Raw genomic sequence first — 20021 nt, forward strand, 5'->3', positions numbered from 1 at the left:
CGAGCAGGGATGACGGAGGGGTGAACGGTAGTCGTGCTCGGGGCCCCCTCAAAGCGATTCCGGGCCTGCCGCCGCAGGCAGGCTCGGAGTCCCCGTTCACTCGCCTACTTCGGGGCCGCGGGAGGCGTCTTCTCCTCGGCCGGGGCCGTCGGAATCAGCTCCATCTGCCCACGACACACCGCCGGGAGTTCCTTGGCCAGGTCTCCCTGGACGCAAAAGAGCAGGATGGTCTGTGCCCCCTGGCGCGTGACACCGCTGAGTGACCGGAGATTCCCCGCGCCCATGGGCAACAAGAGCTGGCGGCAGACACCCTGCTCCCCCATCACCCGGCACTCCACATCGCTCTCTTCCAGCACCGAGCCCTTCGAAGCCGCCAGGTCCTGGAACTGCTTGCGGATGGGCACCAGTTGCTCTTCACGAAACTTCTTCATGCTGGGGGGATGCGGCACCACGACCCAGCCCAGGAAGCTGCCGGAGCACCGAATCTGACCGGCCTCCTTCGGTCCCGAAACCGTACAGCCCTCCGGGACCACCAGCTCCGTGGTCCCCACGACAGGCTTCGAAGGATTCGCGTGGGCTTTCAGGTCGATGGGCTCGGGCACGCCATGGACCGCGAAGAACTCCAGGATGCGCTCACAGTGCTTCACCGCGATGCGCCGCGCCGGATCCGCCGCGCAGGACACATACCAGCCGCCCTTCTCCTGACGCAGGAGTGAGGCGTGGCCCGCGGCCTGGACCTTCTTCCCATCCCCCAGGTCGCGAATCTGGAACTCCAAGGTGTCACGCTCGATGCCGCCCAGCGTCAGCCTGGTCTCCTTCGACTCCAGCTTTCCGGTCGACATCGCGGCGATTCCACTCCGGAAGTGCCCGAGCATCTGCTGGTCACTGAACTCCGCCGGCACTTCGACCCAAGCGATGGTCGCCGTCAGCCCCGGGCACAGGTAGTTGCGACCGATGGAGCCTTCCGGCTGAACCTTGCATGACGCGAACAAGGACCCGGCCTCGGGCCGATACGTCACCTTCGCCGACTGCGCGAACACCGTCGTGCACAGCATCAGCACGAGTGCGGTCAGCAGAGGGGCCGCCGCGCGAAGGCAACAGGCGGCCGAGACCCGCCAGACGGAAGTGGACATGGGCCCCTCCATACCCAGGCAGGGAGAGGCAAGTCCAGACACTCCCCCTTCAGTCCCTCGCAAGCAAACGGCCCCGCTCCCGTGAGGAAGCGAGGCCGTTCATGACTTCGGAAGTGAGTCGCGTCGGCTACCGGCGCGCGCGACCCGGCACCGTGCTGGTGACGCCCAGGTACTCCTGGAGCGGCTTCACCTCGAGCTCCGTGCGCTTGAGCGCCTCCAGCGCGCCCACCGCCATCCGCGCCGCCTGCACCGTCGTGTAGTACGGCACCGAGTGCATCAGCGCCTCACGGCGGATGGAGAAGCTGTCGGCGATCTCCTGCTTGCCGAAGGTGGTGTTGATGACCAGCACGATCTCCCCGTCGACAATCTTGTCGACGATGTTCGGCCGGCCCTCCTTCACCTTCTGCACCACCTGCGCCTCGATGCCCTTGGTCGCCAGGTACTTGTGCGTGCCCGCGGTGACGATGAGCGTGAAGCCCATGGTGCGCAGCCGCTTGGCCAGGTCCACCACCGCCGGCTTGTCGTCATCCTTCACCGAGATGAAGACCTTGCCGGACTTGGGCAGCTTCACGCCCGCCGCCAGCTGGCTCTTGGCGAAGGCCGACGCGTAGTCCTGCGCCAGGCCCATCACCTCGCCCGTGGACTTCATCTCGGGCCCGAGGATGACGTCCACGCCCGCAAAGCGCGCGAAGGGGAACACGCTCTCCTTCACCGCGACGTGCCGCATCTCCGGCTCCTTCGTCGCGCCGAGCTCCTTCAGCGTCTTGCCCACCATGCACAGCGCGGCGATCTTCGCCATCGCCACGCCCGTCGCCTTCGAGATGAACGGCACCGTGCGGCTGGCGCGAGGGTTCACCTCCAGGATGTAGATGACCTTGCCCTGGATGGCGAACTGCACGTTCATCAGGCCCACCACCCCCAGCTCGCGCGCCAGGGCAATGGCCTGGTCCTTCATGCGCTCCACGAGGTCCGGCGACAGCGAGTGCGGGGGCAGCGTCGCGGCCGCGTCACCCGAGTGCACACCCGCCTCCTGGATGTGCTCCAGCACGCCGCCAATCATCACGTCGCCCGTCCGGTCCGCGACCAGGTCCAGGTCCACCTCGATGGCTTCCTTCAGGAAGCGGTCGATGAGCACCGGATGCTCCGGCGACGCGCTCACCGCCTCACGCATGTACCGCTCCAGGCTGGCCGCGTCGTACACCGTCTCCATCGCCCGGCCGCCCAGCACGTAGGACGGACGCACCATCACCGGGTAGCCGATGCGCTCGGCGACCTTGAAGGCCTCCGCGTGGCTGCGCGCCACCCCGTTCTCCGGCTGCTTCAGCCCCAGCTTCTCGATGAGCGTGCTGAACCGCTCGCGGTCCTCCGCCCGGTCGATGGCGTCCGGCGACGTGCCCAGGATCGGCAGGCCCGCCTTCTCCAGCGGCACCGAGATGCGCAGCGGCGTCTGCCCGCCGAACTGCACGATGGCGCCGATGGGCCTCTCGCGCTGCGACACCTCCAGCACGTCCTCGATGGTGAGCGGCTCGAAGTAGAGGCGGTCCGACGTGTCGTAGTCCGTGGACACCGTCTCCGGGTTGCAGTTGACCATCACCGTCTCGTACCCGGCCTCGCGCAGCGCGAAGGCCGCGTGGACGCACGCGTAGTCGAACTCGATGCCCTGACCAATCCGGATGGGGCCGCTGCCCAGGATGAGGACCTTCTGGCGGTCCGTCGGAGGCGACTCGTCCTCTTCCTCGTAGGTCGAGTAGAGGTACGGCGTGAAGGCCTCGAACTCCGCGGCGCAGGTGTCCACGCGCTTGAACACGGGACGGATCTTGCGCGAGTGCCGGTGCGCCCGGACCTCCTCCTCCGGGTAGCCCAGGAGCTTGCCCAGGTACTTGTCGGAGAAGCCGTGCGCCTTCGCCTGGCGGAGCACGTCGTCCGGGAGCTGATCCAACCGGCCGTACTCCTGGATGGACTGCGCCTCGCGCACCAGCATCTCGATGTAGCGCAGGAACCACGGATCGATGGCGGACAGCGCGTGCACGTCCTCCACCGTCATCCCCTCGCGGAACGCCTGGGCCACGAACCAGGGGCGCTCGGGACGGGGGACGCGGAGCGCCTCGCGCAGCACCTTCTCGCGCTCCTCCTTCTCCGCGGGCAGGTCCGGGGACTCCAGGCCCACGCGGCCCAGTTCCATGGAGCGCAGCGCCTTCATGTACGCCTCGGGGAAGGTGCGGCCAATGGCCATGACCTCGCCCACCGAGCGCATGCTCGTCGTCAGCGTCCGGTCCGCGTGCGGGAACTTCTCGAAGTTGAAGCGCGGCACCTTCACCACCACGTAGTCCAGCGTCGGCTCGAACGAGGCCGGCGTGTCGCGGGTGATGTCGTTGCGCAGCTCGTCCAGCGTGTAGCCCAGGGCCAGCTTCGCGGCGATCTTCGCGATGGGGTAGCCCGTCGCCTTCGAGGCCAGCGCGCTGGAGCGGGACACGCGCGGGTTCATCTCGATGACGACCATGCGGCCGTCCTTCGGGTTGATGCCGAACTGGATGTTGGAGCCACCCGTGTCGACGCCAATCTCGCGGATGATGGCCAGCGAGGCCTGCCGCATCCGCTGGTACTCGCGGTCGGTCAGCGTCTGCGCGGGCGCCACGGTGATGGAGTCACCCGTGTGGACCCCCATGGGGTCCAGGTTCTCGATGGAGCAGACGATGATGACGTTGTCCGCCGTGTCGCGGACCACTTCCAGCTCGTACTCCTTCCAGCCCAGCACGCTCTCCTCGACGAGGATGGTGGACGTGGGGCTGGCCTTCAGGCCGGAGCGGCAGATGGCCTCGAACTCCTCGCGGTTGTAGGCGATGCCGCCGCCCGTGCCGCCCAGGGTGAACGAGGGGCGGATGATGGCCGGGAAGCCAATCTCGTCCACCAGCGACATGGCCTGGTCCAGCGTGTTCGCATAGCCGCTCTTCGGCAGCGTCACGCCGATCTTCTGCATGGCCGCCTTGAAGAGTTGGCGGTCCTCGGCCTTGTTGATGGCCTCCAGCGACGCGCCGATGAGCCGCACCCCGTGCTTCTCCAGGATGCCCTGCTCGGCCAGCGCCTTCGCCAGGTTGAGCGCCGTCTGGCCGCCCATCGTCGGAAGCAACGAGTCCGGCTTCTCTGCCGCGATGATGCGTTCGGCCGCATCCACCGTGATGGGTTCAATGTAGGTACGGAACGCGAACTCGGGGTCCGTCATCACCGTGGCGGGGTTGCTGTTGAGCAGCACCACCTCCACGCCTTCATCCCGGAGAGCCTTGATGGCTTGAGTACCGGAGTAGTCGAACTCGACGGCCTGCCCGATGACAATCGGGCCCGAGCCAATCACCAGAACCTTGCGGATATCGGTACGCTTGGGCATCGGGGCGCCCCCATACCAACGTCTGACGCCGCATGCACGGATGTTGTGTGGCTCGTGCCTCCCGGGCGTCAGGACGCCTGGACGCCCGGGCGCCTCGGGGGCGGGAGCCCGGAGCATCCAGCCATCGAAGCGGGGGGAGGACAGGTGGGCACCCCACGCCCCCCGGCTCTGCTACGCTCCGCCCCTTCTCGGAGGTCGCATGCGTCGCTGGTCCCTGGCCCTCATCCTCTCCTTCTCCGCGCACGCCCTCGCCCAGGCGCCCGCGACGCCCGAGCCCGCCGCCCCTCCCGCCGAACAGCCGGCCCCTGCTCCGACCACCGTCCCCAAGGCCGAGGAGCCCGCCGCCCCCAAGGCCGAGGATCCCGCCTCCGCCCCGGTGGCCGAAGAGAAGCCGCCCGCGCCGCCCCCCGCCGCGCCGGAGGTGAAGCCTCGCCCGGCCAGGAAGAAGCCCACCGCCGAGGCCGCCGCGCCCACCGCGCCCGCCACCCCTGGCACCGAGGCCCGGCCCGAGACCATCGCCGCGCCGCCTCCGACGCCCGCCGACGCCCGCGCCCAAGCCCGCGACGGCCGCGGCCCCGCCTCCCGCCGCGCCCACCCCGGCCATCAACCGCCCGGAGGTGCCGCTGGAGCCGGAGGCGCCCCTCCTCACGCCCGAGGAGATCCGGCTCGCCGACATCAAGACGAGCGCGCGCTTCCTCTTCCAGACGCTGCTGACGGGGGACGTGCGCAGCACCGCCAACGAGCTGTTCTACCCCTTCCAGCTCGAGGAGAAGCGCTTCGCCACGCCCGAGGAGCTGGTGGCCTCGTGGGTGAAGCAGCTGCGGCTCAAGCGCACGGACCTGGTCACCCTCTACGACGTGGAGGTCCTGTCGCTCGAGGCGATGGAGAAGAAGTACGGCAAGCCTCCGGCCCGGCTCGGGCTGGACCTGCGCAACACGAAGGACGTCTGGGTCGCGGTGGGCAACCTGTCGGGCCGCGCGGGCGTCTTCCTCTACAAGCCCTACGCGAACGAGTACCGCGCCTTCGCCTACACCGACTGAGCCACACAGCCGGCGCCCTCTCCTCGAGCGGCGCCGGCGGGGCTCGGAGCGTCGCTCAGCGCAGCGCCTGCACCATCTCACCCAGGCGCGTCAGGCCCTTGGCGAGCACCGCGCGCGAGGTCGCGAAGCTCATGCGGATGTAGCCCTCCGCGCCGAACGGGTCTCCCGGCACGGCGGCGACGCGGAAGTCGTCCAGCAGGATTTCGGAGAGCTGCATGGAGTCGGTGATGGCCTTGCCCTTGTAGGGGCGGCCGTAGAGCCCCCGCACATCCGCCAGCGCGTAGAAGGCGCCCTCGGGCATCCGGCAGCGCACCCCGTCCAGCGCGTTGAGCCCGCCGACGAAGAAGTCGCGGCGCGCGTGGTACTCGGCCGCCATGGCGGCGATGGTGTCGGGCGGCCCCTGCAGCGCCGCCAGCGCCGCCTTCTGGCCGATGGACGACGCGTTGGACGTGGACTGGTCCTGCACCAGCTGCATCGCGGCGATGACGGGCCGGGGACCCGCCGCGTAGCCCATGCGCCAGCCCGTCATGGAGTACGCCTTGCTCATGCCGTTGACGACCACGATTCGCGGCACCAGGTCCGGCGCCACGTCGCTGAGGCCCAGGCGCTCACCGGTGTAGACGAGCTTCTCGTAGATGTCGTCCGAGATGATGAGGCAGTCGTGGTCCCTCACGGCCGCGGCGATGCCCTCCAGCGCGGCGCGCGAGTACACCGCGCCCGTCGGGTTGCCCGGGCTGTTGATGATGATGGCGCGCGTGCGAGGCGTGAGCGCCCGGCGGATGGCGTCCGGGTCCGGCGCGAAGCCGTCCTCCTCGCGCGTGGCGACGATGACGGGCGTGGCGCCAGCCAGCCGCACCATGTCCGGGTAGCTGACCCAGTAGGGCGAGAAGATGAGGACCTCGTCGCCCTCGTCCAGCACCGCCTGGCAGAAGTTGTAGATGGCCTGCTTGCCGCCCGCGGTGACGAGCACCTGCTCCGGCGTGAAGCGCAGGCCGTTGTCGCGCTCCAGCTTGCGGCAGATGGCCTCGCGCAGCTCGGGGATGCCCGGGGTGGCGGTGTACTTGGTGAAGCCCGCCTTGATGGCGTCCACCGCGGCCTGCTTCACGTAGTCCGGCGTGTCGAAGTCCGGCTCCCCCGCCGCCAGGACGACGACATCCACGCCTTGTGCCGCGAGAGCCTTCGCGCGGGAGTTGAGGGCAAGCGTCGGAGACGGCTTGATGGCTTGGAGCCGGCGGGCGAGTTTCATGCCCGATTGCCTAGCGCGCCCGCGCGTGCCCGACAAGTGCCGCGAGGCCGCTACGTCTTCCGCGCGAACTTCGCCTTGAGCGCCTCGTGGACATTCGGAGGCACCAGGCCCGTGACGTCGCCGCCAAACGAGGCCACCTCCCGGACGAGCTGGGAGGAGATGTAGAAGTAGTCCTCCCCCGTCATCATGAAGACGGTCTCCACCGTGGGCGCCAGCTTGCGGTTCATGTTCGCGAGCTGGAACTCGTATTCGAAGTCCGACACGGCGCGCAGGCCTCGGACGATGACGCTGCCGCCCCGGCGCCGCACGTAGTCCACCAGCAGGCCGTGGAACGCATCCACCTCCACCCGAGGGTCCTGCACCGCCTCGCGGATGAGGTCGCGGCGCTCGTCCTCGGTGAAGAGGGGGGTCTTCTTCGGGTTCACCGCGATGGCGACAATGACCTTGTCGAACATCTTCAGGCTGCGCTGGATGAGGCTCAGGTGCCCGTTGGTGAGCGGATCGAACGAACCTGGGTAGATGGCGACCGGCATGTGCAGGGAGTCTCGGACGCGCCCGGATGCCGGTCAAGCAATGGTCATGGCGCCCGGTAGAAGCTCACCAGGGTGTCGCCGAACCGGCGCTGGTCCTCCCGGGTCAATCCCGCATGGGCCTCCGGGGCGGACTCGCGCTTGTCATGCTCCACCACGAGCATCCCTCCGGGTGACAACAGCCCCGCCGCCGTCACGCCCTCCAGCACCGTCTCCACCACCCGCGCCGCGTAGGGCGGGTCGGCGAAGATGAGCTCGAAGCGCGCGCCCCGGCGCTTCAGCGTCTCCAGGGCCCGCACGGCGGGCTGGGCGAGCAACTCCACCTGCGAGGAGAACCCCAGGGCGTCGGTGTTCTGCCGGCACAGGGCCTGGGCCTCGCGGTCCTGGTCCACCAGCACCACCCCACCCGCGCCCCGGGACAGGGCCTCCAGGCCCAGGGCACCGGTGCCCGCGTAGAGGTCCAGGACCTGCTGGCCATCGAGCATCTGGCCCAGCACGTTGAAGAGGGTCTCCCGCACGCGGTCCGCGGTGGGGCGGATGTGCCGCGACGTGGGCTTGGGGCCCGCCAGCGCCCGGCCCTTGGCGGAGCCTGAAACGATTCGCATGCGGCCCTTCTACACCGCGCGGCGGCTACTCGCCCCGGTTCTCCGCGAGGAAGCGCATGGCGGCATGTCCCGTCCCACCGGCCCCCAGCGCGGCGAACACCTCCGTGGCCTCCGCGAAGGACAGCGCCTCCAGCCGCTCCCGAGCCCCTGGCGCCAGGGGCGGAAGGCTGTCCTCCAGCACGCTTACCAGCTCTCCGGCGGGCATCCCCGCCGCCGCGGCCTTCTCCTCCACCCCCGCGCGGATGTCCGGGGACCAGGCGCCCAGCGCCAGCCGCTCGAAGGGCCCCACGCAGTCCACCTTCCGGGCGCCGGCCGCCACGTACGTGGGCAGCATCCGGGGGAAGCCCTCGCGCACGTCGCCCACGCTGACGGCCGCGCCGTAGTCCCGCGCCAGGTCCACCAGCGAGCGCAGCGTGCCCACATCCGGCTCGGCACCGCCCAGGTCCTGCTCCGAGACCCGCACGAAGCACACCGGCACCTTCCACTGGCTCAGCCCTTCCAGCAGCGTGCGGTACGCGTCCAGGAGGCCCCCCTGAGAGGGCGCCGGCGCGCTGACTTCCAGGGACAGCTCGCGCTCCGTCACCGGCCCCGCCAGCGCCTGGAGGGCCTCCACGGCCGCGTAGGAGTCCAGCCGGCTCAGGTCCAACGACACCAGCGCGAAGCCCGCGTCCACCATCCGGTAGAGACCCTCGCGCAGCGCGCCGAGCGACGCCTCGTCCGCCTTCGCCACGCGCACGGGCCCCGCTTGGAGGAACACGGGCCGGGCGTGCTCGGCCTCCACCGCAGCCTCGTGAACCGCGGCGACGAAGCGCTCCGCCGCGCCCCGGTCCGCCGTGGGGTGCGCGCAGGCGAGCCCCAACACCGCGTCTTCGGAGCGCGCCGCGCGCAGGAGTCCCGGCAGCGCGCCTCGGGCCTGCACTGGGAGGCATGGCAGCGCCGCCGGGGTGCGCTCCAGCGCGCGCAGCAACTCGCGAGGGTTGAGCAGCGGCACGCGGGAGCCGGGACCCACCCGGGCCACCGTGTTGCCCGGCCGCAATGACAGCACCTTGTCGAGCACGCTCATGGGCCGCGGAGAATCGTCCGCGCGCACGGGCGAGCGCAAGGCGAAGGTTGCGCGAGCGTCCGTTGCGCTACGGGTGACCCACCCACGAGGGCAGGTCCGCGGTGCGGCGACTCAGTGGACCTCACCCAGGTGCGCGTACGTCTCGCTCTCGATCTGGATGGTGGTGTGGTCGATGCCGAACCGGTCGAACAGGTCGTGCTTCACCGCGGAGAGAATCTCGTCGTTGTTGCAGACCATGGGGTCCAGGACGACCAGGTGCGCGGACAGCGCGTAGACGCCGCTGGAGATGGTCCACACGTGCAGGTCATGCACCGCCGTCACGCCGGGCACGCGCAGGAGCAACTCCTTCACCTGCGGCATGTCCACATGCGCCGGCACCGCCTCCATCAGCACGTCCACCGCGTCGCGCACCAGCCGCAGCGCGCCCACCACGATGACGACGGAGATGACGAGCGAGATGAGCGGGTCCACCACGTACCAGCCCGTGAGCGCCATGATGCCCGCGCCCAACAGCACCCCCACCGAGGACAGCGTGTCCCCCAGCACGTGGAGGAAGGCGCCCCGGACGTTCATCGAGTGGGTGTTGTGCAGGAAGCCCAGCGCGCCCAGGTTGGCCAGCAGGCCCACCGCGGCCACCATCGCCATCGGCTTGACGTCCACCACCGTGGGCGCGTGGAAGCGCTCCCAGGCCTCGAAGAGGATGAAGCCGGTGATGCCCAGCAGCAGCACGCCGTTGAGCAGCGCGCTGAGGATCTCCATCCGGTAGTAGCCGTAGGTCTTCTTCACATCCGCCGGCTTGCCCGCGAACCACAGCGCCACCAGGCTCAGCCCCAGGGCGGACACATCCGTCAGCATGTGGCCGGCGTCCGACATCAGCGCCAGCGAGTGTGTCAACCAGCCGCCCACCGCCTCCGCCAGCGCGATGGTCGCCGTCAGGACCAGCGCGAAGATCAGCCGACGGCGGTCCTTGCGTCGCTCCTCCGCCAACCCACCCTTCCGGGGGCCAGGTCCATGCCCATGATGGTGCCCATGTCCGTGGTGGTGATGGTGACCATGGTCATGGTCATGGTCATGGTCATGCCCGTGCTCATGGTCATGCCCATGCCCCGCTCCGCCGCGCGTGTGAGAGAAGGTAGTCACGGGAGAGAGAAGTGAGGATACAGCCCGGTCATGAGGTAAGAGGGTCGAGAAACGCGATTCCGACGGCCCGGTCCCTCCCCGGTGCGCGGGGCCGGACGGAGGTAGGGATGGACTTCGAGAAGCACCAGAGCCTGCACACCATCATCATGCTGAGGGATGTCATCCGCAAGTGGTGGCAGATGGAGCTCTCGTTCGCGGACCGCCACGGCGTGGTGCACGACTGGCAGCGCGGAGATATCACGCCGCCGCCCAACCCGTTCTGCCGCATCTCGCTCGACTCGCGCGAGGGACTGCGGCGCTGTAGTCAGTCCGTCCGGGTGCTGCACGAGAAGTTCCGCGGCAACAAGAAGCTGCGCCGCGCGCTCTTCCACGACTGTCACCTCAACTTCAGCATCGTGGGCGCGCCGCTGTACGTGGACAACGACTACGCGGGCTGTCTCTTCGTGGAGGGCTTCGCCCGGCAGTCGCTCCAGCCGCGCGACGTGGACGTCCTGCACTCGCGGCTGCTCCAGTTCGCCCCCCCGTTGAGCGACCTGGAGCGCGCCGGGGAGCGGGTGCCGGTGCTGGATGGCGCGGAGCTCGCGAAGCTGTCCGACCTGCTGGAGTACGCGGCGCAGGAGATCATCAACAACGAGGCGGAGCTGGCCCGGCGCGAGGACCAGCAGCCGCCGCCCTCCGCCGAGGTGCTGGAGCGCTACCGGTTCGAGAAGATCATCGGCCGCTCGGGCCCGATGATGGAGGTCTTCCGGTTGATGGAGAAGGTGGCCAACTCCGACTCCACCGTCCTCATCAACGGCGAGTCGGGCACCGGCAAGGAGCTGGTCGCGCGCGCCATCCACCACAACGGGCCGCGCACGGACCAGCCCTTCGTGGTGCAGAACTGCTCCGCCTTCAACGACAACCTGCTGGAGAGCGCCCTCTTCGGCCACACCCGAGGCGCGTTCACCGGCGCGCTGCGCGACAAGAAGGGCCTGTTCGAGGTCGCCGACGGAGGCACCTTCTTCCTGGACGAGGTGGGCGACATGTCCCCGGCGCTCCAGGTGAAGCTCCTGCGCGTGCTCCAGGAGGGCACCTTCCTGCCCGTGGGCGGCACGCAGCACAAGGAGGTCAACGTCCGCGTCGTCGCCGCCACGCACAAGGACCTGGGAGAGCTCGTCAAGCGCGGCGAGTTCCGCGAGGACCTCTACTACCGCATCAACGTCATCCGCCTCCAGCTGCCCCCCCTGCGCGAGCGCCGCGACGACCTGCCCGTCCTCATCGACCACTTCCTGCGCAAGCACCACCGCGAGGGCCAGCGCACCCGTGGCTTGTCGCCCGAAGCCCTGTCCATCCTGGGCGCCTACGCCTGGCCGGGGAACATCCGCGAGCTGGAGAATGAAATCGAGCGGCTGCTCGTGCTCGGCGGAGACCTGGAGATGCTGCCCGCGGAGCTGCTCTCCAGCCGCATCCGCGACGCCGTCGTGCCCGGCGGGGGCCCCTTCATCCCGCCGCGCGCGCACGGGCGGCTGCATGAAGCGGTGGAGGCCCTGGAGCGGGAGATGATCCACCAAGGGCTCCTGCGCACGCGCAACAACAAGAGCCGGCTGGCGCGGGAGCTGGGCATCAGCCGCTCCAACCTCATCCTCAAGATTTCGCGCTACGGCCTGGACCGGGGCCTGCCCGACAACGACGAGCCGGAGGTGGAGGCATGAGCCGGGAGCCGGGCTACTTCCACCAGGACACCCTCCGCGTCCCCGACGGCGCGGAGCTGTACTACCAGGTCACCGGCGACGGGGAGCCGGGCGCGGTGCTGTGCGACGGGCTGGGCTGCGACGGCTTCGCCTGGAAGTACCTGGCGCCCTACCTGTCGCGTCACCACCGCGTGCTGCGCTGGCACTACCGCGGCCATGGCCGCTCCGGCATCCCCACGGACCGCGAGCGCATCGGCATGCTGTACACCTGCGATGACCTGCAGCGGGTGATGGACGCCGCGGGCATGGAGCGCGCCGTTCTCTTCGGCCACTCCATGGGCGTCCAGGTGGCCCTGGAGTTCCACCGCCGCTATGCCCGGCGCGTGCAGGGCCTGGTCCTCCTGTGCGGCAGCTACGGCAATCCGCTGGACACCTTCCACGACTCCAACGTCCTCAAGAAGATGTTCCCCACCCTGCGCCGGGTGGTGGAGCGCTTCCCGGAGCAGTCCGCCCGCCTCATCCACGCGGCGCTGCGCACGGAATTGGCGGTGCAGCTGGCCATCACCCTGGAGATGAACCGGGAGCGCATCGCCCGCAACGATCTGGCGCCCTACTTCGAACACCTGGCCCGGATGGACCCCGTCGTCTTCGTGCGCACACTCGACTCGCTCTCCGAGCACTCCGCCTGGGACCACCTGCTCCATGTGGACGTCCCCACGCTCGTCGTGGCCGGGGAGCGCGACAAGTTCACCCCCGGATGGCTGTCCCGGAAGATGGCCGCCCGAATCCCCGACTCCGAGCTGGTGGTCATCCCCGAGGGGACCCACACCGCCCCCCTGGAGGCCCCAGGACTGGTCGAGCTCCGGGTCGAACGCTTCCTGCGCGAGCGGCTGGGCAAGCCCTCCACTCCCGGTGTGGATGGAGCACGCATTCTGCCCCCCGCGGCCCGTGCCTGAGACGTGACAGGTGGGTATCGAACGCCTTCCCTGGGGGCAAATGCCCCTGTCGGGAGGGGTGTGCAGCCCGTTTGGATGCACGCTGACCTTCCGCGCTCATTGCAGGGGACGCACTCACGGCATATAAGCCCCGGCCTTCCGGGTTCCGGTGGGGTTCGGGAGACCTGCCCACACAGGGCATCCCCACCCGCCATTCACCTCGGTTCCTACGCATGATTCCTCGCGAAAATATCCGTAACGTCGCCATCGTCGCCCACGTCGACCATGGCAAGACCACGCTCGTCGATCACTTGCTGCGGCAGGCGGGCACCTTTCGTTCCAACGAGCACGTCGCCGAACGGGTGATGGACTCGAACGACCTCGAGCGCGAGAAGGGCATCACCATTCTCGCGAAGAACACGGCCGTTAATTACAAAGGGATGCAGATCAACATCATCGACACCCCGGGTCACGCCGACTTCGGTGGTGAGGTGGAGCGCGGTCTGCGCCTCGTCGATGGCGTCATCCTGCTGGTCGACGCCGCCGAAGGTCCCCTGCCCCAGACGCGCTTCGTGTTGAGCAAGGCGCTGGCCATGGGCCTGAAGACGGTGCTGGTCATCAACAAGATCGACCGTCAGGACGCCCGGGCTCCGGAAGTTCTGGACCAGGTCTACTCGCTCTACATCGACCTGGGCGCGGACGATAAGCAGCTGGAGATGCCGGTTCTCTACACGATCGCGCGCCAGGGCCAGGCGTCCACGTCGCTCGAGGTTCCGGGCAAGACGCTGGAGCCGCTGTACGACGCCATCATCAACCACATCCCGCCTCCGCCGGCGTCCACGGAGACCACGCCGCAGCTGCTCGTGGCGAACCTGGACTACGACGACTACGTGGGCCGTCTCGCCGTCGGCCGCGTGCAGGCCGGCCGCTTCACCCCGAACATGCCCGTCAGCGTCGTCCGCGAGGGCGGCAAGGTGGAGCAGGGCAAGATCGTCAAGCTGTACGGCTTCTCCGGCCTGAAGCGCGCGGAGATCCTGGACGCGGGCCCCGGTGAAATCGTCTCCATCGCCGGCATCGAGGACGTGTCCATCGGCGACACCATCGGCGACCCGGAGAACCCCGTCGCCCTGCCGCGCATCACCGTGGACGAGCCCACGATGATGATGATCTTCAAGGTGAACGACGGACCGCTGGCCGGCAAGGAAGGCAAGTTCGTCACCTCGCGCAACCTGCGTGAGCGCCTGTACCGCGAGGCCTACCGCAACGTGGCCGTGCGCGTGGAGGACACGGAGACGCCGGACGCGTTCCGCGTCGTCGGCCGCGGCGAGCTCGCGCTGGCCGTCATCATCGAGAACATGCGCCGCGAGGGCTATGAGCTGACGGCCTCCAACCCGGAGCCCATCACCAAGACGGTGGACGGCGTGCTGCACGAGCCCATGGAGCTCGTGTTCTGCGACGTGCCGGAGAACAGCGTCGGCATCGTCACGGAGCGCCTGGGGCCCCGCAAGGGCCGCATGACGGACATGGCGAGCCTGGGCTCGGGCCGCACCCGCCTCCAGTACCGCATCCCCGCCCGTGGCCTGATTGGCTTCCGCTCGGAGTTCCTCACCATCACCCGTGGCGAGGGCATCATGAGCAGCCAGTTCGACGGCTATGAGCCGTGGTTCGGCTACATCCAGAAGCGCCAGAACGGCGCCATCGTCTCCGACCGCCTGGGCGACACCGTCCCCTACGCGCTCTTCAGCATCCAGGAGCGTGGCTACCTGTTCGTGAGCGAGGGCACCACGGTGTACGAGGGGATGATCATCGGCGAGCACTCGCACCCCTCCGAGCTCAACGTGAACTGCTGCCGCGAGAAGAAGCTCACCAACATCCGCGCCGCCGGCCGCGACGAGAACGTCATCCTCGTCCCGCCGCGCGAGATGGGGCTGGAGAAGGCCCTGGAGTGGATCGCCGACGACGAGCTCGTCGAGGTGACGCCCAAGTCCGTGCGCATGCGCAAGAAGTCGCTGTCCTCCGGCGACCGCTACCGCGCCGAGCGTGACCGCAAGCGCGAGGAGCGCGCGGCCGACGCCGAGTAGTCCCCAGCCCCACGGGGGCTGAAGCACCCAGGGCCCGTTCCCACTCCAGGGAGCGGGCCCTTCGTGTTTCCCCTCCCCTAGCGTCCCTTCGCGTCGGGCGTGGGCAGCAGCCGCTCGAAGATGGAGCGCAGCTGCTCCAGCTCCGCCATGTCGAGCTGGAGCAGCTCCGGCGGAGGCTCGTACATCCCCTCCTGGAGCTGGCGCCGGACCTTGGCGCCTCGGGCGGTGAGCGTCACGCGCTTCACGCGGCGATCCTCCGGGTCCGCGGCCCGCGCCGCCAGGCCTCGGGACTCCAGCCGGTCCACCACCCACGTCGCGTTCGACGCGTCGCACGCCCACTCCTCCGCCAGCGCGCGCATCACCTTGCCCTCGCCCTGGTCCAGGCTCGCGAGCGCCCGCGCGTCGTTGGGCGTGAGGTCCAAGCGCTCCAGCACCCTGTCCCGCTGCCCGCGCGTGCGCATGAAGAAGTTGAAGCAGCGGCGCCATGCCTCCGCCGCCAGCGCTTCCTTCCCTCTCGGACTGGTCCCGGCCATGGGAGCAATGTGCCTCGCGCCCGACGCGATTGCGAGGGCCCCTTCACATAATTTAACCAATTCAATCATTGAACGACTTCAATCATCTTCCAATCATGGCGGGTGAACGGGTCAGGCGCGGCCTTCGCCGCCCTCGGCCCCTTGGGAGGTCGTCATGCTGAAGAAGCGGTCGCTCTACATCCTGTTGTTCAACAGCCTGTTGTTCGGGGTGATGCTGGGGGCCGGCATCAGCGAGGCCCTCTTCGTGATGCCCACGTGGTTCAAGGCGCCGCCCACGTCGCTGCTGCTGATTCAAGAGCGCGCCAGCAGCGCGATGTCCTTCTGGATTCCGCTGCAGATGGCGGTGCTCGGCACGCTCATCAGCTCGCTGGTCCTCAACTGGCGCGCCCCGGCCCGGCGCATGCTCATCGCGGGAGCGCTGGGGGTGTACGCCCTGGTCTGGGTGGCGACGGGGGCCTGGTTCGCGCCGGAGATCATGTCGCTGTCGTCCCTGGCCGCGCAGGGCCCCTACGACGCGGACCTGGCCGCGCGAGGCAGCAGGTGGCTCCAGCTCTCCTGGGGCCGCCACGCCCTGCTGGCGTTCGGCTGGGTCCTGGTGGGCACGGCCATCTCGAAGTGGGAGGCCGCGTCATGAGCCGCCGAGGACTGTTGGAGGGAAAGGTCGCCCTGGTCATCGGCGCCAGCCGAGGCATCGGCGCCCAGACGGCGAGGACCTTCGTGGAGGAAGGCGCCACCGTCGTCCTGGCGGCGCGCTCGGAGGACGCGCTCCACGCGCTCGCGGAGGAGCTGCGGACGCAAGGCGGCACGGCCCTGCCGGTGCCCGCGGACCTGGGAGACGAGGACTCCATCGCGTCGCTCGTGCGGACCACCGTCGCGCGCTTCGGCCGGCTGGACGTGGCCTTCAACAACGCCGCGGACGGGCACATGCCCGCGCCCCTGGCGGACCTCTCCGTCGAGGACCTGGACCGCTCCTACCGCATCAACGTGCGCGGCTTCTTCCTGGCCATGAAGCACCAGCTCCACGCGATGCTGGCCTCCGGCGGTGGCTCCATCGTGAACATGGCCTCCACCGCGGGCCTCAACGGCGTTCGAGGCATGGGGGCCTACAGCGCGACCAAGCACGCCATCATCGGCCTCACCCGCTCCGCCGCGCTCGACTACGCGGACAAGGGCATCCGCCTCAACGTCGTCGCTCCAGGGCCCATCCTCACCGGGCGCCTCCAGCAGATTCCCGAGGAGCGGCGGGCCCCCATCGTCCGCGCCGTGCCCATGGGCCGCATCGGAGGGCCGGAGGAAGTCGCCCGGGCCGTGGCATGGCTGGGCTCGGACGCGGCGTCGTTCGTCACGGGGACGACGCTGGCCATCGACGGCGGGAGGCTCGCGGGGGCCTGAGGGCCCGCGTCACGGCCCCGCTCAGAACGTGTACTTCACCTTCGGGAAGATGGCGAAGGAGGTGATGTCGGGGCCGATGACAAAGCGGGCCAGCACATCCGCGCCCACGGAGAAGTGGTCCATGCCCGTGTTGTACTCGAAGCCCACGCCCACGCCCGCGTTGGGCGCGCTGACGGCCCGGCCCGGGTCACCCTTGTCGGGGTCCACCGGCGCCGGGTCCAGTCGCGTGTAGCCCGCGACCAGCTTGGGCGTCAGGTACACCCGGTCCATCAACCGCAGGTGGTACGAGGCCGTGGCGTTGAGGAACTGCATGGTGAAGTTGTCGGAGAGCGCACACGTCTCCGAGCCCGGCAGGTAGCCCGCGAAGCAGTTCTGCGCGGACGCCCCCATGCCGAAGTGCGCGCCCAGCGAGATGCGCTCCGTCAGGTCATAACCGATACCCAGTTGCAGGTACGTCTGGGCGTTCGAGTAGGAGTTCTGCCCGCCGACGGTGAAGAACACCCCGACGTTGGTGTCGGTATAGAAGCCTCGGCGCGGTTGGAACTCCACGCCCTCCGGCGGCGTGCCCGCGAGGGCCGGAGAGGACAGCAGGGCGACTGCGAGCGCGGCGACCAGTTGGGACTTGTTCACGGGACCTCCCCACACGAGGCCCTCCCGGTCCAACCGGAAGCGGCGTGGGACGTTAGTGACGCCCCCTCGACACGGCAACGAGGGGTGGGAATGAAGGACGCGCGGACGTCCACTACCCCTCTCCGCCCTCGGAGCCCGCCGGCGAGAACATCCACGGATACGTCACGGCCACCACACCGCCGCCCTTGGGCTCCGGGAACTTCCAGCGGCGGATGCGCGAAATCATGCACTGCTCCGCGCGGGAGTTGTTCAGCGTCGACTCCGACACGGTGGCGTCGGACACCGCGCCCGTGGGGTCGATGGTGAAGGCCACCGCGACCTTGCCCGCGAGGCTGGGCTCCTTGTTCAGCTCCGACTCGTAGCAGTACTTGATTTCATTCTGGTGGCGGCGAATCACCTTCGCGATGACGTCCTTGTCCAGGCCGCCCACCACGGTCGTCTTGCCGGGGATGACCTTGGTGATGGACTTGCCGCGTCCCCCCAGGTCGATGCCACCCGTGCCGCCCGTGCCGCGCCCATCGCCCCGCGTGCCCAGGCCGCCGATGCCCATGGCCGTGCCACCGCCACCCGTGCCGGCGCCGCGAGAGCCCAGGCCGCCCGCGCCCTGCGCGTCACCCATGGCCGCGCCGCCCTTGAGGCCGCCCAGCATGTTGTTCAAGCCCGTGCCGAAGCCGCCCGGCCCGAACACGTCCGAGGCACCGCCCTTCAAGCCCTTGAACGCGCCCAGGAGGCCGACCTTGCCCACCACCTTGCGGTCCTTCTCCTTCTTGGACTTGTCCACCATGGGCGTGCCCGGCTTGGACGGCGCGGCCTCCTGCTGCTTCGCGTCCTCCTTGCCGAACTTGCCTTCCTCGTCCTTCGCCTTCGCGCCCTCTTCCATGCCGGAGAGCTGGAGCTTCTTCTGCTCGATGCGCTTCTCGGGGGTGACGAGGAACTTCGCCACGCGCTGCTGTGACTCGAAGATGTCGTCGTGCGGCGCCATCTCCGCGCGCGGCGTCAGCATCATCGCCAGCACCACCGCCAGGCCCGTGAGCACGCAGATGCTGGCGATCTTGAAGAACGTGAAGTCCGTCTCCGCCAGCGTGCTGGTGGCGATGGCCGGCGAGGGCTTCACGTACCGGGCGACGAAGGTCATCGTCCCGACCGTCACCTCCACGCGGTGATGCAGGCCCACCTTGAAGACCTGCTCCGCGTCCTCGGCGGAGCCCGTGAGCTGGCCCGCGGCGCGAAGCGTGTCCTTCGGCTTCACGTGCCCGCGCTCGGTGACGATGACGCCCGAGCCCTTCGGCGCGTGCACCTCCAGCAGCTCACCCCGGCCGACGGCCAGCACGTGCCGCGCGCCCACCGACGGCGCGTTGACGTTGAAGCAGCTCTTCTTTCCATCGCCGATGGTGACGGGGACTCCGTCTCCGAAGTGCCGCACCTGCAACAGCGTGTCGCCCCACAGCATCGCCACCTGGAGCACCTTCTCCCGGGCCGTGGGCATCGCCTCGACGGGGAGCGGCTCGCGCAGCTGCGGGAGCACCACGCGGCCCGGGGCCTCGCCGACGGCGGGCCTGGACACGGAGGGGCGGACCGGCGGCGAGGGGGGAGGCACCGCCACGGGTGTCACCGCGGGCTTCATGGTGCGCTCGGTGCGAAGCCCCCCACCCGAGGAGCCCGAGGACTCCGTGCGCGCCTGCGAGAAGACGAACTCGCCTCGCGCCGTGCTCCCCGCGGCCGACGGCGGCGTCACCACCTGGGGCCTGGGCATGGACTCGCGCGGAGGTGGAGGTGGTGTCCGCTGCGTCACCGAGCCTTGGAAGGGCTGCCCCGAGACCTGCGCACCCGCGGGAGCACGACGCTCCGGCGCGGCGCTGTCGAAGAGGACCTCCACGCGCGTGCCGCCCACGCACAGCACATCACCGGGCTTGAGCGCCGTGGGGATGACCAGCCGCTGGCCGCTGATCTCCGTCCCCGCCTCGCTGCCCAGGTCGATGGCCGTCACCGAGCCATCCTTGTCCACCTTGAGCATCACATGGAGGTTGGAGACCCGAGGGTCCTGGAGCTTCACCGCCGCCTGGGCACCCGAGCCCACGATGACGCTGTCACCCTCGGAGATGGTCTCCACGGTGGAGCCATCCGGGCCTGTGATTCGAAGGGTCAAGCTGTTGTTCTTCGCCGCCGCCATGAGGATTCTTCCTTCTTCCCTTCCACACCCGACCAACGCCTGACCGCCACCGCTACAGGTTGTCGACGGACTTCTGCAGCTCCGGGTCGAAGTTCTCCCGGACCTTGATGAGGCTCTGGAAGTCCGTCTTCTTGCGGTGGAGCACGTACGAGCCTTCGGGCTTCGTCAGCTCGCCCTCGACCGCGACATCCGTGAAGTCGATGACTGTCTTCTTCTTGAAGACAGTCCGGTCCTCCTCCTGGATGACTTTCACCGAATCCTTGGGACGCTCCGGTGTCTGCGCCATCACCGCCGGCGCCCAGAGCAACCCCACCCCGGTCATCACCGCTGCCAGTCGTCTCATCACCGCCTCCTGTTGCATGGGGCGGTCCAAATCCAAGTCCTCGATTCCCATGGACCTGGCTTGTCGCCCTCTCAACAGGGGCATGGAGGGTGAAAAAACTTCTCCCCTGCCCCTGTCATGATTCCTGT

The 20021-nt window shown here is 69.1% G+C and carries 19 protein-coding genes; 6 read left to right on the top strand and 13 right to left on the bottom strand.

What is annotated here, in order from left to right; all coding sequences use genetic code 11:
* Window positions 1-104 precede the first annotated feature (104 nt).
* From MYSTI_RS22515 to MYSTI_RS44780, 3 genes are all read right to left on the bottom strand, one after another.
* On the bottom strand, window positions 105-1133 hold the full coding sequence (locus MYSTI_RS22515; protein ID WP_015350095.1) for a hypothetical protein: 1029 nt from the start codon (window positions 1131-1133) through the stop codon (window positions 105-107).
* Between the two features lie 127 nt (window positions 1134-1260).
* Window positions 1261-4515 (bottom strand): carbamoyl-phosphate synthase large subunit, encoded by a 3255-nt coding sequence (carB, locus tag MYSTI_RS22520; RefSeq protein ID WP_015350096.1) that lies wholly within the window; start codon window positions 4513-4515, stop codon window positions 1261-1263.
* Between the two features lie 171 nt (window positions 4516-4686).
* Entirely contained in the window at window positions 4687-5031 is a 345-nt protein-coding gene (locus tag MYSTI_RS44780) for a hypothetical protein (RefSeq protein ID WP_052351047.1), read from the bottom strand.
* Between the two features lie 101 nt (window positions 5032-5132).
* Here MYSTI_RS44780 and MYSTI_RS44785 point away from each other — a divergent pair, with 101 nt between their 5' ends.
* Window positions 5133-5555, top strand: coding sequence for a hypothetical protein (locus MYSTI_RS44785; RefSeq protein ID WP_015350097.1), 423 nt, complete (start codon window positions 5133-5135; stop codon window positions 5553-5555).
* Window positions 5556-5610: 55 nt separating this feature from the next.
* Here MYSTI_RS44785 and MYSTI_RS22535 read toward each other — a convergent pair whose 3' ends face one another.
* The 6 genes from MYSTI_RS22535 to MYSTI_RS45350 form a co-directional block, all read right to left on the bottom strand.
* A complete protein-coding gene (locus MYSTI_RS22535) occupies window positions 5611-6801 on the bottom strand; it encodes a pyridoxal phosphate-dependent aminotransferase (RefSeq protein WP_015350098.1) in 1191 nt (396 codons plus the stop codon).
* A gap of 50 nt (window positions 6802-6851) precedes the next feature.
* A complete protein-coding gene (gene coaD, locus MYSTI_RS22540) occupies window positions 6852-7334 on the bottom strand; it encodes a pantetheine-phosphate adenylyltransferase (RefSeq protein ID WP_015350099.1) in 483 nt (160 codons plus the stop codon).
* A gap of 44 nt (window positions 7335-7378) precedes the next feature.
* The gene (gene rsmD, locus MYSTI_RS22545) at window positions 7379-7936 is read right to left on the bottom strand and encodes a 16S rRNA (guanine(966)-N(2))-methyltransferase RsmD (RefSeq protein ID WP_015350100.1); all 558 of its coding nucleotides are present in this window, start codon (window positions 7934-7936) and stop codon (window positions 7379-7381) included.
* Window positions 7937-7961: 25 nt separating this feature from the next.
* A complete protein-coding gene (locus MYSTI_RS22550) occupies window positions 7962-8999 on the bottom strand; it encodes a hypothetical protein (RefSeq protein ID WP_015350101.1) in 1038 nt (345 codons plus the stop codon).
* Between the two features lie 111 nt (window positions 9000-9110).
* Window positions 9111-9986 (bottom strand): cation diffusion facilitator family transporter, encoded by an 876-nt coding sequence (locus tag MYSTI_RS22555; protein WP_233277931.1) that lies wholly within the window; start codon window positions 9984-9986, stop codon window positions 9111-9113.
* The gene (locus tag MYSTI_RS45350) at window positions 9950-10078 is read right to left on the bottom strand and encodes a hypothetical protein (RefSeq protein ID WP_267881015.1); all 129 of its coding nucleotides are present in this window, start codon (window positions 10076-10078) and stop codon (window positions 9950-9952) included. Before MYSTI_RS45350 ends, MYSTI_RS22555 begins: the two co-directional genes overlap by 37 nt.
* Before the next feature lie 168 nt (window positions 10079-10246).
* Here MYSTI_RS45350 and MYSTI_RS22560 point away from each other — a divergent pair, with 168 nt between their 5' ends.
* The 3 genes from MYSTI_RS22560 (at window position 10247) to typA (ending at window position 14825) form a co-directional block, all read left to right on the top strand.
* Entirely contained in the window at window positions 10247-11830 is a 1584-nt protein-coding gene (locus tag MYSTI_RS22560) for a sigma-54-dependent Fis family transcriptional regulator (RefSeq protein ID WP_015350103.1), read from the top strand.
* Window positions 11827-12765 carry an alpha/beta fold hydrolase gene (locus tag MYSTI_RS22565; RefSeq protein WP_015350104.1) on the top strand — a complete coding sequence of 313 codons (939 nt, stop codon included), beginning with the start codon at window positions 11827-11829 and terminating at the stop codon, window positions 12763-12765. Before MYSTI_RS22560 ends, MYSTI_RS22565 begins: the two co-directional genes overlap by 4 nt.
* A gap of 212 nt (window positions 12766-12977) precedes the next feature.
* Window positions 12978-14825 carry a translational GTPase TypA gene (gene typA, locus MYSTI_RS22570; RefSeq protein WP_015350105.1) on the top strand — a complete coding sequence of 616 codons (1848 nt, stop codon included), beginning with the start codon at window positions 12978-12980 and terminating at the stop codon, window positions 14823-14825.
* Window positions 14826-14902: 77 nt separating this feature from the next.
* On the opposite strand, the gene MYSTI_RS22575 is transcribed toward typA, so the two are convergent.
* Window positions 14903-15358 carry a MarR family winged helix-turn-helix transcriptional regulator gene (locus MYSTI_RS22575; RefSeq protein WP_015350106.1) on the bottom strand — a complete coding sequence of 152 codons (456 nt, stop codon included), beginning with the start codon at window positions 15356-15358 and terminating at the stop codon, window positions 14903-14905.
* Window positions 15359-15512: 154 nt separating this feature from the next.
* Between MYSTI_RS22575 and MYSTI_RS22580 the strand changes: the two genes are divergently transcribed.
* A complete protein-coding gene (locus tag MYSTI_RS22580; protein WP_015350107.1) occupies window positions 15513-15992 on the top strand; it encodes a hypothetical protein in 480 nt (159 codons plus the stop codon).
* A complete protein-coding gene (locus MYSTI_RS22585; RefSeq protein ID WP_015350108.1) occupies window positions 15989-16750 on the top strand; it encodes an SDR family NAD(P)-dependent oxidoreductase in 762 nt (253 codons plus the stop codon). The genes MYSTI_RS22580 and MYSTI_RS22585 overlap by 4 nt, the downstream gene beginning before the upstream one ends.
* Before the next feature lie 21 nt (window positions 16751-16771).
* Here MYSTI_RS22585 and cglE read toward each other — a convergent pair whose 3' ends face one another.
* From cglE to MYSTI_RS22600, 3 genes are all read right to left on the bottom strand, one after another.
* Window positions 16772-17380 carry an adventurous gliding motility protein CglE gene (cglE, locus tag MYSTI_RS22590; protein WP_015350109.1) on the bottom strand — a complete coding sequence of 203 codons (609 nt, stop codon included), beginning with the start codon at window positions 17378-17380 and terminating at the stop codon, window positions 16772-16774.
* A 112-nt stretch (window positions 17381-17492) separates the two neighbouring features.
* Window positions 17493-19550: a TonB family protein gene (locus tag MYSTI_RS22595; RefSeq protein ID WP_015350110.1), complete on the bottom strand. Its 2058-nt coding sequence runs from the start codon at window positions 19548-19550 to the stop codon at window positions 17493-17495.
* Window positions 19551-19602: 52 nt separating this feature from the next.
* Window positions 19603-19893, bottom strand: coding sequence for a hypothetical protein (locus tag MYSTI_RS22600; RefSeq protein ID WP_015350111.1), 291 nt, complete (start codon window positions 19891-19893; stop codon window positions 19603-19605).
* Window positions 19894-20021 lie beyond the last annotated feature (128 nt).

Origin of the sequence: Myxococcus stipitatus DSM 14675, assembly GCF_000331735.1 — a bacterium.
Lineage (GTDB): Bacteria > Myxococcota > Myxococcia > Myxococcales > Myxococcaceae > Myxococcus > Myxococcus stipitatus.

Excerpts from the sequence above, each read along its gene's own strand:
- MYSTI_RS22515 (WP_015350095.1), bottom strand. The coding sequence starts at position 1,133 with ATGTCCACTTCCGTCTGGCGGGTCTCGGCCGCCTGTTGCCTTCGCGCG.
- carB (WP_015350096.1), bottom strand. The coding sequence starts at position 4,515 with ATGCCCAAGCGTACCGATATCCGCAAGGTTCTGGTGATTGGCTCGGGC.
- MYSTI_RS44780 (WP_052351047.1), bottom strand. The coding sequence starts at position 5,031 with ATGGTCTCGGGCCGGGCCTCGGTGCCAGGGGTGGCGGGCGCGGTGGGC.
- MYSTI_RS22535 (WP_015350098.1), bottom strand. The coding sequence starts at position 6,801 with ATGAAACTCGCCCGCCGGCTCCAAGCCATCAAGCCGTCTCCGACGCTT.
- coaD (WP_015350099.1), bottom strand. The coding sequence starts at position 7,334 with ATGCCGGTCGCCATCTACCCAGGTTCGTTCGATCCGCTCACCAACGGG.
- rsmD (WP_015350100.1), bottom strand. The coding sequence starts at position 7,936 with ATGCGAATCGTTTCAGGCTCCGCCAAGGGCCGGGCGCTGGCGGGCCCC.
- MYSTI_RS22550 (WP_015350101.1), bottom strand. The coding sequence starts at position 8,999 with ATGAGCGTGCTCGACAAGGTGCTGTCATTGCGGCCGGGCAACACGGTG.
- MYSTI_RS45350 (WP_267881015.1), bottom strand. The coding sequence starts at position 10,078 with ATGACCATGACCATGACCATGACCATGGTCACCATCACCACCACGGAC.
- MYSTI_RS22560 (WP_015350103.1), top strand. The coding sequence starts at position 10,247 with ATGGACTTCGAGAAGCACCAGAGCCTGCACACCATCATCATGCTGAGG.
- MYSTI_RS22565 (WP_015350104.1), top strand. The coding sequence starts at position 11,827 with ATGAGCCGGGAGCCGGGCTACTTCCACCAGGACACCCTCCGCGTCCCC.
- typA (WP_015350105.1), top strand. The coding sequence starts at position 12,978 with ATGATTCCTCGCGAAAATATCCGTAACGTCGCCATCGTCGCCCACGTC.
- MYSTI_RS22575 (WP_015350106.1), bottom strand. The coding sequence starts at position 15,358 with ATGGCCGGGACCAGTCCGAGAGGGAAGGAAGCGCTGGCGGCGGAGGCA.
- MYSTI_RS22580 (WP_015350107.1), top strand. The coding sequence starts at position 15,513 with ATGCTGAAGAAGCGGTCGCTCTACATCCTGTTGTTCAACAGCCTGTTG.
- MYSTI_RS22585 (WP_015350108.1), top strand. The coding sequence starts at position 15,989 with ATGAGCCGCCGAGGACTGTTGGAGGGAAAGGTCGCCCTGGTCATCGGC.
- MYSTI_RS22595 (WP_015350110.1), bottom strand. The coding sequence starts at position 19,550 with ATGGCGGCGGCGAAGAACAACAGCTTGACCCTTCGAATCACAGGCCCG.
- MYSTI_RS22600 (WP_015350111.1), bottom strand. The coding sequence starts at position 19,893 with ATGAGACGACTGGCAGCGGTGATGACCGGGGTGGGGTTGCTCTGGGCG.